The organism is Candidatus Aalborgicola defluviihabitans (assembly GCF_016705985.1).
Taxonomy (GTDB): Bacteria; Pseudomonadota; Gammaproteobacteria; order Burkholderiales; family Burkholderiaceae_C; genus Allorhodoferax; species Allorhodoferax defluviihabitans.
Genome location: NZ_JADJKN010000008.1, coordinates 335,469 through 348,975 on the forward strand (window position 1 = coordinate 335,469; position 13,507 = coordinate 348,975).

The 13,507-nt window shown below is 61.8% G+C and carries 16 protein-coding genes; 12 read left to right on the plus strand and 4 right to left on the minus strand.

From position 1 onward, the window contains the following. The first annotated feature begins 495 nt into the window (after positions 1-495). The 5 genes from IPI80_RS11990 (at position 496) to IPI80_RS12010 (ending at position 2,964) form a co-directional block, all read left to right on the plus strand. Positions 496-1,050, plus strand: a complete 555-nt coding sequence (locus IPI80_RS11990) for a sigma-70 family RNA polymerase sigma factor (RefSeq protein ID WP_413860333.1) — start codon at positions 496-498, stop codon at positions 1,048-1,050. A 14-nt stretch (positions 1,051-1,064) separates the two neighbouring features. Next, entirely contained in the window at positions 1,065-1,517 is a 453-nt protein-coding gene (locus IPI80_RS11995; protein WP_413860335.1) for an anti-sigma factor family protein, read from the plus strand. Next, positions 1,514-1,987, plus strand: a complete 474-nt coding sequence (locus tag IPI80_RS12000; RefSeq protein ID WP_413860337.1) for a Spy/CpxP family protein refolding chaperone — start codon at positions 1,514-1,516, stop codon at positions 1,985-1,987. The genes IPI80_RS11995 and IPI80_RS12000 overlap by 4 nt, the downstream gene beginning before the upstream one ends. A 122-nt stretch (positions 1,988-2,109) precedes the next feature. Next, positions 2,110-2,589, plus strand: a complete 480-nt coding sequence (locus IPI80_RS12005) for a hypothetical protein (RefSeq protein WP_413860339.1) — start codon at positions 2,110-2,112, stop codon at positions 2,587-2,589. Positions 2,590-2,673: 84 nt separating this feature from the next. Then, the gene (locus IPI80_RS12010) at positions 2,674-2,964 is read left to right on the plus strand and encodes an antibiotic biosynthesis monooxygenase family protein (RefSeq protein WP_413860341.1); all 291 of its coding nucleotides are present in this window, start codon (positions 2,674-2,676) and stop codon (positions 2,962-2,964) included. 47 nt (positions 2,965-3,011) lie between these two features. Here the strand turns inward: IPI80_RS12010 and IPI80_RS12015 are convergent, their stop codons facing one another. The 3 genes from IPI80_RS12015 to IPI80_RS12025 are packed head-to-tail and all read right to left on the minus strand — an operon-like array spanning position 3,012 to position 5,318. Continuing rightward, the gene (locus IPI80_RS12015; RefSeq protein ID WP_413860429.1) at positions 3,012-4,331 is read right to left on the minus strand and encodes an ATP-binding protein; all 1,320 of its coding nucleotides are present in this window, start codon (positions 4,329-4,331) and stop codon (positions 3,012-3,014) included. Between the two features lie 47 nt (positions 4,332-4,378). Beyond that, a complete protein-coding gene (locus tag IPI80_RS12020; protein ID WP_413860343.1) occupies positions 4,379-5,050 on the minus strand; it encodes a response regulator transcription factor in 672 nt (223 codons plus the stop codon). Further along, positions 5,031-5,318, minus strand: a complete 288-nt coding sequence (locus IPI80_RS12025; protein WP_413860345.1) for a PepSY domain-containing protein — start codon at positions 5,316-5,318, stop codon at positions 5,031-5,033. The genes IPI80_RS12020 and IPI80_RS12025 overlap by 20 nt, the downstream gene beginning before the upstream one ends. A 186-nt stretch (positions 5,319-5,504) precedes the next feature. Between IPI80_RS12025 and IPI80_RS12030 the strand changes: the two genes are divergently transcribed. The 7 genes from IPI80_RS12030 to IPI80_RS12060 all read left to right on the plus strand — a co-directional run bounded on the left by IPI80_RS12030 (position 5,505) and on the right by IPI80_RS12060 (position 12,570). Then, positions 5,505-6,887, plus strand: a complete 1,383-nt coding sequence (locus tag IPI80_RS12030) for a ferric reductase-like transmembrane domain-containing protein (RefSeq protein ID WP_413860347.1) — start codon at positions 5,505-5,507, stop codon at positions 6,885-6,887. 22 nt (positions 6,888-6,909) lie between these two features. Beyond that, entirely contained in the window at positions 6,910-7,323 is a 414-nt protein-coding gene (locus IPI80_RS12035) for a PepSY domain-containing protein (protein ID WP_413860349.1), read from the plus strand. Between the two features lie 21 nt (positions 7,324-7,344). Beyond that, complete coding sequence (locus IPI80_RS12040; protein ID WP_413860351.1) at positions 7,345-7,821, plus strand: DUF2271 domain-containing protein; 477 nt, start codon at positions 7,345-7,347, stop codon at positions 7,819-7,821. Between the two features lie 11 nt (positions 7,822-7,832). Beyond that, positions 7,833-10,058: a PepSY domain-containing protein gene (locus IPI80_RS12045; protein ID WP_413860353.1), complete on the plus strand. Its 2,226-nt coding sequence runs from the start codon at positions 7,833-7,835 to the stop codon at positions 10,056-10,058. After that, positions 10,039-11,016, plus strand: a complete 978-nt coding sequence (locus tag IPI80_RS12050) for an FAD:protein FMN transferase (RefSeq protein ID WP_413860355.1) — start codon at positions 10,039-10,041, stop codon at positions 11,014-11,016. The genes IPI80_RS12045 and IPI80_RS12050 overlap by 20 nt, the downstream gene beginning before the upstream one ends. Positions 11,017-11,127: 111 nt before the next feature. Next, entirely contained in the window at positions 11,128-11,388 is a 261-nt protein-coding gene (locus tag IPI80_RS12055; RefSeq protein ID WP_413860357.1) for a hypothetical protein, read from the plus strand. 369 nt (positions 11,389-11,757) lie between these two features. Next, entirely contained in the window at positions 11,758-12,570 is an 813-nt protein-coding gene (locus IPI80_RS12060) for a sulfite exporter TauE/SafE family protein (RefSeq protein WP_413860359.1), read from the plus strand. 111 nt (positions 12,571-12,681) lie between these two features. Here the strand turns inward: IPI80_RS12060 and phbB are convergent, their stop codons facing one another. After that, complete coding sequence (gene phbB, locus IPI80_RS12065; RefSeq protein WP_413860361.1) at positions 12,682-13,419, minus strand: acetoacetyl-CoA reductase; 738 nt, start codon at positions 13,417-13,419, stop codon at positions 12,682-12,684. Between the last annotated feature and the right edge of the window lie 88 nt (positions 13,420-13,507).

The following is a 13,507-nucleotide window of genomic DNA, read 5'->3' on the forward strand; positions in this document are numbered from 1 at the left end:
CTGTTTTAACGTGATCGTTGACGCTGTCTCAGCGCCATCAATTACACGAAGTACCCAAGGCTAAGTTTGACACTAGCTACGTTGAGTGGCTGCAGTTGAACGTGAAGCGGCCTCATGGTTACCACGGGGATTACAAGGTCATGCCGAAAAACCGTCAGATCAACTGGCTAAGATGCAACTAAATTGAATCTTGTTCTGTGGAAACCAGTTCTCGCAATTTTCCTAGGTGCCACGTTGGGTGCGTTGCTGCGGTGGCAACTCGGGCTCAAACTCAACAGCTTGTTTCTGTCTCTGCTACCAGGCACCACTGCGCACAATTCCATACACCGTCAATCGATTCTCGTACTATCGCCGCTTCTGGCGATCCAGAATGGTGTAGAACTTCGATAGGGTTTGACGGTTTGAGTTTTACGGGTATGACGGAAACATTTCGTCACGCGTGCACAAAAGAAATGGAACTTTTGTCCTCCCCATTCGTTGACGATAACGACCACTATGAGAGCCCTCCACCACCTGGAAGACGACGAATGCATCGCCCGTGCGCAGCGGGGCGATGGGGCGGCGTTTTCAGAGTTGGTGGCACGCTACCAGGATCGCATTTACCGCTTTCTGGTGCGGCTCACGCGTTCGCAAGACGATGCGTTGGAGCTGACCCAAGAAACTTTTCTCAGCGCCTACCAGGCACTGGCGCGCTGGCGACCCGATGCGCGCTTCTCAACCTGGCTGTTCCGTATTGCGCGTAATCAGGCCTTTGACTGGCTGCGGCGCAACAAGCGCGTTGAGTTCGTAGCACTGGACGACGAGCAGGATATCGGCATCGCTGACCCTGCACCGACCCCCGAGGGGGCGTTGGCGACCGTGCAACGGCTCCGTGAACTCGATCGGGCGCTTGCGCGGCTGCCCACTGAACACCGCGAAATCCTGCTGCTGCGGGAAATTGAGGAAATGTCGTACGACGATATCGCTGACGTGCTCGACATCAGCCTGGGCACCGTGAAGTCGCGTATTGCCCGTGCCCGTGCCGGGCTGCTGGAAAAAATGCCCCGTTGACAGGAGAAAACACCATGAAATGCCCCCGACACGATGAGCTCTCCGCCTATGCTGATCTGGTAATGAAGCCGGGTGAGCGCGCCCGCTTCGACCAGCACCTGCAGGCGTGCCCGATCTGCCAGCTGCAACTCGAAGACCTGCAGGTACTGCGGCAGGGCCTACGGGCCTTGCCTTCCCCCACTCTGGGTTTCGACCTCGCATCCCGTCTGGAAGACCGCCTGCGGCATCAGGCACAGCGCCGTCATCGGCCGTGGCCTGCGCTGTGGGGCGGATCAGGCTGGATGTCCACTGGGTTGACCGCCAGCGTGGCGCTGGTCTCGGGTATCTGGCTCGGTGGCCTGCTGCTGGGTGGTGGCACTGCTGTAGCAGTCCCACGCGCCAACATGGTGCGCGTATTCGACCCGGTTCCACCGGGTGGGCTGTGTGCCGCCGCAGAACTTTGCCGCCTGTCGAAAGGAATGTCATGAACCGCACCACCTGGACCCGATTCCTGCTCGCCGCATCCTTGGCCCTGAACCTGGGAATCGTCGTAGCCATCGCCATTCGCCCATCGCCTCCCAGATCGGTAGCCATTGCAGTGCAGCCTCCCCACCTGAATTTGCAAGACTATCTGGAACTGAGCGTCGAACAGCGTACCAAATGGCAGCAGCTGGAGCCGGCCTTCCTGCACGAATTGGCCGTCAATTGGCAAGGAATTCGCCAGCACCGCGAGGCCCTTGTACAGCAGATCTTTGCCACCACGCCAAACCGTACGGCAATCGATGCGGAACAGGCCGCGATTGCAGCCTTGCAGGGGGCGCAGCAGCAGCGCGTAATTGCACAATTGCTGGCCGAGCGCAATTTGCTGGATGAGCAACAACGCAAGCGCCTGATGGACCTGCTGCTGAGCCGCTACTCCCAAGAAACCACGGAAGAAGAACTGTTGCATCGCGACTAATTCAGCTGGCAGGAATGAATGATAAAAAAGAAGGAACATTTCGCATCGCGATTCGTTGAAGTCAGTAAGGTCACCGCGACAAGGCGGCCCCATCGTTGTTCAAACCCTACTGGAGTCTCTTCATGAAATCACCCCTCGTCCTACTGCTGGCCATTGCCCTGTCGTTACCTCTGGCTGCGCTGGCCGCCGCCGATGCCCACGACCATGGCAAGCCTGCCCCCCACAAGCTCGAACTGAATGCAGGCAAGAAGTGGGGTACCGACGACGCGCTGCGCCAGGCCATGTCGACCATCCAGGCATCGGTCTCGCAGACGTTGCCCAAGGCTCATTCGGGAAAGGCAACACCGGCCGAATACGATGCATTTGGCAAGGGCATCACGGCGCAGATCACCTACATCGTAGAGAACTGCAAACTCGAACCCGCGGCCGATGAGCAACTTCACATCATCGTGGCCGACATGATGAGTGGGGTAGAAGCGGCCGAGGGCAAGCAAGGCGAGAAGAAGCGCGCTTCGGGCGTCGTCAAGGTTGCTCAGGCAGCCAATGCGTATGGCAAGCACTTCGACCACGCCGGCTGGAAGACTATCAAGCTGCCCCACTGAGTGAAAGACGGCACTTGAAAGAGTGCCGAAATTTGCGTTTTCGGTCAGATGAAATTTTTGTTTCCCCCAAATGAGGTAACTGTCATGTTCATTGTTATTATTAATTTCCCACCGATCCAGCCAGGCAAGGATAGTGAGTTTCGTGAGTGGTTTGTCCAGACCAATGAGGAGTTTGGAAAGCATGAAGGGTTTATCAGCCGACGGCTTTTGAACCCCATCAAGGGCGGAGACTATGCTGCCATCGTGGAGCATAAGAGCCAGGAAACCTTCATGAAAATGCACGATACGCCCGCGCATGCCCAAGCCAGCGAGCGTGTCGCACCTCTGTTTGATGGCCGCCGGAGCCCTCAGTTTTACGATGTGATCATTGGCTGAAAACCGCTCTTCATTTCACGAGTGGTCCACCACGGCGCTGGTGGTCATCACACTCCATTTGCCGCCGGCAGGAGCAGTCGCAGGCGTGCGCCACCCAGGGGCGAGGCCTGAGCCTGTACGCTGCCGCCGTAGGTCTCAGCCAGCGCGCGCACGATGTCCAAGCCCAAACCAGAGCCGGGGCGCTGCTCGTCAAGCTGCACGCCGCGCTCAAACATGTGCTCGCGCTCTGCCTCGGGAATGCCTGGGCCGTCGTCATCGACGGTGAAGCACAACTGACCTTCCGACAACTGCACATCGACCACGACACGTTGGCGCGCCGATTTGCCCGCGTTGTCGATCAGGTTGCCCAGCAGTTCATACAAGTCCTGCTCCTCCCCTCGGAACGCTACGTCCTGCGCCTGGGGCGCGAGTTCAAATGACAGGTCGCGCGCTGCATGCAGGCGCTGCATGGTGTGCAGCAGTTCCAGCAGCGGCGGCAGCACTGGGGTGCGTAGCCCCGTGGCGCGCACGGCGGCTGCGGCGCGGGCACGGGCGAGGTGGTAGTCCACTTGGCGGCTTGCGATCGCCACCTGTTCTTGCACGAGCAGCGCCAGCGGGGTGTGCTCTGGCGCAGCGGCATTGGCTAGGATAGACAGCGGCGTGTGCACTGCATGGGCAAGGTTACCGGCCTGGGTGCGGGCGCGTTGCACCATGTCGGCGTTTTCCTGCAGCACGTGGTTGAACTCGTTGACCAGTGGCTGCAGCTCTTGCGGAAAGCTACCTTCGAGTTGAGCGGCAGCCCCGCTGCGCACGCCAGCAAGGCGCGCGCGTAGGAGCTTGAGCGGCCGCATCGCCAATTGCAGTTGCACAGCCACTGCCAAGGCCAAGCCGAGTGCCAGCATGCCAAGTGCCATGAGCAGCATCTGGGTGAAGCGCTGCAGCGGTTCTGCCAGTAGCGCCTTGTCACCCGCCACTACCAGACGCAGCAATGGCGCGTCATCCTCGGGCAGTTGCAGCGGACGTGCCACGGCCAGCAGTTCGTGGCCCTGGGCGTCGTGTAGCGGCAAGGCGCTGTAGCCGCTGGCAGGATAGGACGTAGGCACTACGGGCAAGCGGAGCACCTGGTCCCACAGCGAGCGTGAGCGCGCCACACCAGCTTGGGGCGCAGCGCCCAAGCGGTCAATCTGCCAGTACAGGCCCGACAAAGGTTGCGCCAAGCGGGGGTCTGCTGCCATGGAGCCTACGCTTACGCCGCCTGGTGCAACCCAATCGACTGAAGCACTCAGATGGTCGAGCTGCATCACCAGCTGGGCCTGCAACTGTTGTGTGACATGTTCCTGGAACAAAGCGCGCAGGCCCCAGCCCACCAGGGCTATGGCCAGTAGCATCCAGGCCAGGGTGCCCGCCAGCAGGCGCAGGCGCAGCGATCCAGCCTTCACGCCGCGTGGCCCACGTCGATCAGCCGGTAGCCCAGGCCGCGTACCGTCTCAATGCTGCCCGCTGGTAGCTTCTTGCGTAGGCGGCCGACAAAAACTTCAATGGTATTGGAGTCGCGATCGCTGTCGTGCGGGTAAATGTGCTCAGACAGTTCGGTGCGCGACAGCACTTCGCCCTTTCGCTGCATGAGCAGCGACAGCAGCTTGAATTCATGGCTGGTCAGTTGCAGAGGCAAGCCGTCCACCAGTACGCGGGCTTGGCGCGTATCGAGCAGAATCGTCCCGCATTGCCATTGCGCACTGGTGTGTTCGCCCAGGCGTCGCAGCAGGCCGCGCAGGCGCGCCAGCAGCTCTTCCATGTGAAAGGGTTTGGCCAGGTAGTCATCAGCGCCGGCATCCATACCCGCCACTTTCTCATGCCAAGCGCTGCGAGCCGTGAGGATGAGCACCGGCATGGTACGTCCCGCTGCACGCCAGCGGCGCAACACAGACAGTCCATCGAGAGTGGGCAGGCCCAGATCCAGCACCACGGCGTCGAAGTCTTCTACCTCGCCCAGGTAGTGGGCGGTGGCGCCGTCGCTGGCGCTTTCCACCGTGTGCCCTGCCCCGGCGACGGCGCTCACCAATTGCGCGCACAGCGTAGGTTCATCTTCAACGACCAGAATGCGCATCCTTGTCCTTTTCGTGTTCCTTGCGCTTGATGTCCAACACCCGGCCATCCACCGCATCGACCTTGAGCTTGACCATACGGCCATCGCTTTGCAACAAACGAATTTTATAGAGGAAGCGACCGTCGTCCTGCTCAAACTCCACCTTGAGGGCTTGGCCTTGGTATTCCCGTTCAATTTTGTCCAGCACAGTGCGCAGGGGCAGCACCCGGCCTTGTTCCAGCGCCTGACGCGCCAGCTCATGGGAGACATCGTCACTAGCGCGCAGCATCGGGCTCGCGCAGAGCAGACACAGTGCCACGCAAGACAGTATCAGACGGCGTAAGGGGAGCGCAATGCAGGAAGTCATAGGCCGGATTTGTACCGTGACGGCGATGAACAGAAGATGAACGCGTCTTTCAGCATTCGTTCAAGGTGGATTATCCAAAATGCTCTTCAACGAAACAGAAAGGACCTTATGCGTATCAAAGTTGCACTGGGAATCTGGTTGCTGAGCATCACCCTAGCATGGATGGCCGTCGCGCCACCCGATCTGGGTCTGTCGCCGCTGGTCGATGCGCAGGGCGCAGCCTTGGGGTGGTGGAAGCTGCGCCAGCACGCGATTTACCTGAGCGGGCTGTGGAGTATCAGCCTGATGGCGTTGGTCATGCTGCTCGCCCTGCGCCTGCCGCTGTTTGACCGCGTGATGGGCGGCATGGACCAGGTCTACCGCCTGCACAAATGGGCGGGCATCGCCGCAGCCCTCACCGCCATCGCCCACTGGGGCGCCAAGGAATCAAGCGGCTGGATCAAGGCTTTGTGGGGCCGCGCCGGTAAACCCGAGCATGACGCTGTGCTGCCCTGGCTGACCGACAGCCGCGGTTTTGCCAAGGACCTGGGCGAGTGGGCCTTCTACCTTCTGCTAGCCATGGTTGCACTCACGCTACTGTCGCGCTTGCTGTCCTACAAGCACTGGAGTCTCCTGCACCGTGCCATGCCGGTGCTGTTCCTCGCGCTGGTGATGCATGCCGTGGCTCTGATGCCGCTCTCATTCTGGGCGCTGCCGCTGGGCCTGCTCATGGGCTCGCTGCTGGCACTCGGTAGCCTGGCCGCACTGTGGTCGCTGGCGGGCTGGGTTGGGCGTTCCCGCAGCCATGTGGCGCGCATTCAGGAGGTGGCCGCGCTGGGAGATGCGGGCACGGACGCACCCATCGAGGTGATTTGCGCTATGCCATCCAGCTGGCGCGGACACCGAGCGGGGCAGTTCGTCTTCGTACGCTTCGACTCTACCGAAGGCGCCCACCCTTTCACTATTGCCAGTGCACCGCATGCGCTGGGTAACAGCCCAGAGGGCGAGCCGCTGCTGCGCCTGGTCATCAAACCACTGGGCGACTACACCCGTACCCTGCACAAGCGTCTGCGCGCTGGGCAGCGTGTGGACATCGAAGGCCCCTATGGCCGCTTTGACGGCAAGGGTTCCCGCCATCGCCAGCAGGTGTGGGTGGCCGCCGGCGTGGGCGTGACGCCGTTTCTGGCACTGCTGGAGGCGCGCCAACCAGGGTTGACTGCCAATGGCCGAGACCCAGCCCCGGTGCACATGCACTACTGCACACGTGACGCCCGGCGCGATCCGATGCTGCCGCGCCTGCAGAAATTGTGCGCACTGGCCCAGCCACCGGTGCCACTTACGGTGCACAGCGAAGCCCAGGGCCAGCGCCTCAAACCGCAGCATTTGCAAAGCGAACCCGGCCCGCTGGATATCTGGTTTTGCGGCCCCCAGGGGCTAGGCGACACCTTGCACGAGCACGCACGTGGCCCAAACCGCTGGCGCTTGCACCGCGAATCGTTTGTCATGCGTTAATCTGTTAAAAAGGAGTCTCCCCATGAAACACGTCCCCTTTCTGCGCCATGGCGTGCTTGCCGTGGCACTGGGCCTGGCAGCCTTGCCGACGTTGGCCGATGACGACTGCGATGCGCCGGTAGGTCGCTGGCAATCGCGCGAGGCAGTGCGACAGATGGCGGCCCGGCAGGGCTGGCAGGTCCAGCGGCTGAAGATCGATGATGGCTGCTACGAAATTCGCGGCACCGACAGCCAGGGCCGCACCTTCAAGGCCAAGATCGACCCGGAAACTCTGAAGGTATTAAAGTTGAAGCAAGGGGACCGCGAGCGTGCCCGGGAGCAGGACCGTGACCGTAAGCACGCTGCGCCACCTGCCCGACCGGTACAACCGGGCGGAGCTGCCGCACCATCGCCCCTGTTCACCCCTGGCACCGCGCCGCGCGGCCAGGTTGAGTAACCCCCACACTGGAGCATCACCATGTCTAAACCTCTTTTGACCACTTTGGCCGCCGCCTGCGTGCTGGCACTTCCCGCCTTGGCACACAGCCGCCAGGTCACGCTAACCGCCCAGCTCAAGAGCTACGGTGGCAACGGCGCCTATCTGGCTGCCTACCTGACCGACGCCAAGGGCGCCTATGCCGGCACGCTGTGGGTGGCCGGCGGCAAGGCAAAATACTATAAGCACCTATCCGACTGGAACCGGCTGTCCGCCGGTGACGCCAAACGTCTTACCGGCGTAACTGGCGCTAGCGTGGGCGCGGGACGTACGCTCAAGGTCACGGCCGACCTGGCCAATGCACTGATTGACGCTGGCTACGAAATTCACATTGACGCTGCAGTCGAAGATATGCGTGACAGCCCGTCAGAAATCCGCGTCCCGCTGTCCACCGCCAACGCCGGCAAGCCGCAGGTGGGCAAGCAGTACATCCAGTCGCTGACCTTCCAGTTGCAGTAAGGGGCACGCGCATGGGATGGAAGGCCATTCACCGCTGGCTGGGCTTGACGATTGGTACCCTGGCCGTGGTGCTAGGGCTAACCGGAGCCATCCTGGCGTTCGACCCGGTGCAGGAAGCATGGCAGGCACCGGCAGCGTCGGGCGATTTGTCAGTGGCCACACTGGTGGAGCGCGTGACACGGACCTTCCCGGGTGCGGAGGAAATCCGCCGCGTGCCCTCGGGTGCCATCGTGGTGTTTGGCTTTGTCGGGGACCAGGCTCAGGCGCACTACGTGGACCCGGCCGATGGTCGGGTGCTGGGCGCTTGGCAGCCTTCGGCGCTGCCGCGTTGGGTGAAGAACCTGCACCGCTCGCTGCTTCTGGGCGACGCTGGGCGCTGGGGTGCGGCCGGCATTGCGCTCGCCATGGCCTTGATCTGTGTCTCAGCCCTCGTACTTCTGCTGCGCCGCATGGGCGGCTGGCGGCAGCTGGCATCGAGGGTGCGTGGCTCGCTGGCACAGCGCATCCACGTGGTCACCGGTCGGGTGGTGCTGGCGGTGCTGTTTTTGACCTCGCTCACGGCGCTGACAATGAGCGCCTCCACGCTGGGATTGGTGGCGCTGGACGCTGGGACTGAGCCTGAAGTGGTCTCGGTGGTCCCCTTGACCACCGGCCAGACCGCCCCACACGCCCTACCCGGTGCACAGCTTTCTATGCTGAAAAGCCTTTCTGTGCGGGACTTGCGCAAACTCAATTTCCCAGACACTGCCGACCCTGAGGACACCTGGAAGGTCGCCACCGGTCAGGGTGGAGGCTGGATTGACAGCTATTCGGGACAGACGCTGGCCTGGCAGGACATTACCCTGGCGCAGCGCATCTACGACTGGGCTATGGTGCTGCACTCCGGTCAAGGGGCTTGGCCATGGGCCGTAGTGCTCGGGTTGGTGGGCGCCAGCGTGTTGCTTTTTTGGTTGTCGGGGGTCTTCATCTGGTGGCAGGCACGCCGCCAGGCACCGCACGCTACGGGCAACAGTCCGCTGGCGCAGGCGGACGTGCTCATCTTCGTCGCCAGCGAAGGCGGCAGCACGTGGGGATTTGCCCAAGCGCTACACGACGCGCTGGGCCACAGCGGCCACCGCGTGCACACCCGCGCATTGGAGCATTTCCAGATCACTGCCGCGACACGACAGGTGTTTGTGCTTGCCGCCACCTATGGCGAGGGTCAGGCCCCCGCCCACGCCAGCCACGCTTTGGAGCGTATCGCAACTCTAAGCGCCGGAACCGTGCCGGTAACGGTGCTGGGCTTTGGCGACCGGCAATACCCGGCTTTCTGCGCCTTTGCCGAGGCGTTGGAGAAAACTCTGCGGCTAAAGGGTTGGCCTGCACTGCTGCCACTAGAGAGCATCCACCAGCAATCGAGCCAGCAGTTCGCACGCTGGGGACAGTCCCTTGCGCAGGCCCTGGGCGAGCCTCTGGTGCTGGACTATGTGCCGCGCATGCCGCCCACCGCGGCGCTCACGCTCATATCACGCCAGGACTACCCGGGACTCGTCGACCAGCCCACAGCAATCCTGCGCTTTGCGTGGCCCGCGCAGGGTGTTGGGGATCGCCTACGGGGACATGGTCTGGCGCACTTTGCGGCGGGCGACCTCGTGGGTATCGTGCCGCCGGGCTCGGCCGTGCCGCGCTACTACTCGCTGGCGTCGGGCTGGGAGGACGGGTTTCTGGAAATCTGTGTCCGCCAAATGCCCGGCGGCCTGTGCTCCACGCACCTCCTTGGCTTGAAACCGGGCGACCACATTGCAGCGTTCATCCGCTCCAACGCCGGCTTTGCGCTGCCGCGTACGCGGCGCCCAGTGCTGCTGATCGGGGCGGGCACGGGCGTGGCACCACTGGCCGGGTTCATCCGCCGCAACGACCGCCACACCCCCATGCACCTGTATTTTGGTGGACGCGACCCCGCGCGGGATTATTACTTCGGCCCCGAGATCCAGCAGTGGCTTGGCGAAGGGCGCCTGGCCAGTGTGCAGACAGTGTTCTCGCGTGTGCCCGAAGGTGGCGGCTATGTGCAGGACGCCTTGCGCCGCGATGCTGAGCACCTGCGCGACCTTGTGGCGCAGGGAGCGATCGTGCGCGTCTGCGGCAGCCGCGTCATGTCGCACGACGTGGCCGAGACGCTGGACGCCATCCTCGCGCCGTTGCAGTTGAGCGTGGCGCAGCTCAAAGCCAAGGAGCGCTATGCCGAAGATGTCTTCTGAGCCTGCTGAGCACTGCGAGCGAACCACCTTGCATGGCCCGACCATGGGCACGCGCTGGTCTGCCAGCATAGATGTCGACGCCACCGTCGATTTGGACACCCTGCGACATGACCTCGCTACTGCAGTGGAGCAGATCGACGCGCAGATGTCGCCGTGGAAACCCGACAGTGCCCTCATGTGCCTGAACCGCGCGCCGGTAGATGCCTGGGTGGATTTGCCTGCTGAGATACTAGAAGTGCTGGTCTGTGCGCTTGAAATCCACCGCCTGAGCGCGGGGGCGTTTGATCCGGGCGTCGGGGGACTGGTCGATGCCTGGGGCTTTGGCGCCGTGCGCGATACGCCCGACGCCGTGGCGATCCACGCCGCGCGCCAAGCCCCACCGCGCCCTACAAACGAGTGCCTGGAGCTCGACCCATCTACTGGCCGCGCCCGCAAGCACGCCGCAGTGCAGCTCGACCTGTGCGGCATTGCCAAGGGCTATGCGGTGGATCGCATGGTTGCCGTGCTGCAGCAGCATAGCGTGCGGCATGCGTTGGTGGCGCTGGATGGTGAACTGCGCGCCGTGGGCAACCAGGCCAGCGGTGTGCCCTGGTCGGTGGCGCTTGAAAGTCCCGAGGCTGGGCGCCGCGCGGTGCACGGAGTCATCGATTTGCAGGACTTGGCCGTAGCGACCTCGGGCGACTACCGGCGCTATCTGGAAGTGGGGGATGCGCGCCTGGCGCACACCATGGATGGGCGCCGGGCCGCGCCGGTGAACAACGCGGTGGCATCGGTCACCGTACTGGCGCATACTTGCATGCAAGCCGACGCTTGGGCCACCGCCTTGCTGGTGGCAGGCCCTGGCGAAGGTCTGGCCATGGCACAGCGCATGGGACTGGAAGTGTTGTTTCTACTGCGCCGCCCCGAAGGGCTGGTGGAGATGGGGCTGGGACGGTTCGGCGCATCTACCGCGCGGTAAGCTGCTGCGTGAACGGCAGTTCAACAAGTCGTTCATCAGCGATTCATCTCGTTCGGAGCAGACTGTGCATACAGTCGCTACTGACTGGGTTCACATGTAAAGGACATCATCATGAAACCGACCACATTTGTTGCCGCAATCGCCGTACTGACCGCGACCATCAGCACCCCAATCTTGGCTGGGGATCGCGAGCACGACCATGGCATGCAGGTAGTAGCCAACAACGCTGCTCCCGACGCACCGGGCTACGGGTGGCGTTATTTTTCGGACCCAGTAGCGCGCCGTGCGGTTGTCATCAGTCCGCAAGGGGACTACTACTACAGCCGCGGCAAAGGTCTGCACTGGATCGCCGCCGAACAGTCTGCATCCTGACACGACGACGGGCGCCCGCGCCGTGCGCGGCCAAGTCAATGGCTCGATCCAACCTCGGCCTCACTCTGGCTCGCCAGCGCAAAAGCGCCCACCGGGATGTCGAATGCCGACAGTTTTGGCGACTGTGTGACCGAATTTATCAAGATGCAAATTATCGCTACACCGCTGCCGGCCAATAGAACCACGACTTCCGCCCCTACTGCAACAAAGTGGTAGGCAGGACCGGCCAACCTCTAGGAATCAATGGCATGAAAAGACCGAGCATGTCACAATTTTGCACGCCATTCCATTCTAAAATGGGAAAAAATATCCCTGGTTCAGGATACCGGTTCGGTGGTACTTACAGACACCACTTCCCACCCAACTCTCATGCTCGATCCCATCCTGATTTTTGAATTGGCCGCCCTCGGCCTGGCCACTGGTTTTTTGGCGGGCCTCTTGGGAATTGGTGGAGGCATGTTGATCGGCCCCTTCATGACCATCATTCTTTCCAGTGTGGGTGTAGCGGCCGATTTGGCGGTCAAGATGGCCATTGCCACCTCCATGGCCACCATCATGTTCACCTCGATCTCCAGTGTGCGCGCCCACCATCGGCGCGGTGCTGTGCGCTGGGATATCGTCAAAGGCCTGGCGCCAGGCATCATGCTGGGCGGAGCGTTGGCCAGTGCCGGTGTCTTTGCCCTGCTCAAAGGCACAGCCCTGGCCATCTTTTTCGCAGTGTTTGTCAGCTTCTCGGCCACCCAGATGTTTCTGGACAAAAAACCCAAGCCCAGTCGCAAAATGCCGGGCACTGGCGGCCAAGTGGCGGCCGGCGGCGTCATCGGTTTTTTGTCGGGCCTGGTGGGGGCTGGCGGCGGCTTCATCAGCGTACCGTTCATGGTGGCGCACAACATTTCCATCATCAACGCGGTAGCCACCAGCGCAGCGCTGGGGTTTCCAATTGCGCTGGCCAATACGGTGGGCTATGTATTCAGTGGCGCATCCCTCACCGGTCTGCCGCCCCACTCTTTGGGCTATGTGTGGCTACCCGCGCTGGGCGTGATTGCCTGCTGCAGCGTGCTGACCGCGCCACTGGGGGCCAAAATGGCGCACCGTTTGCCGGTGGCCAAGCTGAAGCGGGTCTTTGCCGTGATTTTGTACGGCCTGGCCGGCTACATGCTCTGGAAAGGCCTGCACGGCTAAACAGAGTAGAAAGCCCCACGTTGCGCCTCGGTTTCCTCACCTACTGCCACCCACAAAAAACCCGGCGAAGCGGGTTCCATAACCATAGGCGCACAGCGGCACACAAGGAAATTAACCCATGTGCAGACCGCCGTTGACGTTGAACTCTGCGCCCGTGGCGTAACCACCTTCGTCGGACGCCAGCCAGGCAATGATGGAGGCAATCTCGCTGGGTTCACCTAAGCGTTTGACAGGCACTGTACCGATAATTTTGTCCAGCACTTCCTGGCGGATGGCTTTGACCATATCGGTACCAATGTAGCCGGGGCTCACGGTGTTGACAGTCACACCCTTGGTGGCCATTTCTTGCGCCAACGCCATGGAAAAACCGTGCATGCCGGCTTTGGCAGCCGAATAGTTGGTCTGGCCCGCCTGACCCTTGACGCCATTGACCGACGAGATATTGATGATGCGGCCCCAGCCTTTTTCCACCATGTCACCCACCACCTGCTTGGTGACGTTGAACATACTGTTGAGGTTGGTCTCGATCACTGCATCCCAGTCTTCACGGGTCATCTTCAGGAACATGCGGTCTTTGGTAATGCCGGCGTTGTTGATCAACACGTCGACAGAGCCATGCTCGGCCTTGGCCTTGGTGAAGGCTTCCACAGTGGAATCCCAGCTACCCACGTTGCCAACCGATGCATAAAAGGTGTAGCCAAGGGCTGTCTGCTCGGCCAGCCATTTGATGTGGTCACGCGTGGGGCCGCAGCCTGCGATGACCTTGAAACCTTCTTTGTGCAGACGCTGGCAAATGGCGGTACCGATGCCACCCATGCCACCGGTTACGTACGCGACTTTTTGACTCATTTTTTGACTCCTTGGTTTTCTACTTGCTAAATTTAATCAGTTGGGGTCAGAGCACATTTGCTGCGCAAAGTGGTCTGACCCGCAAAAA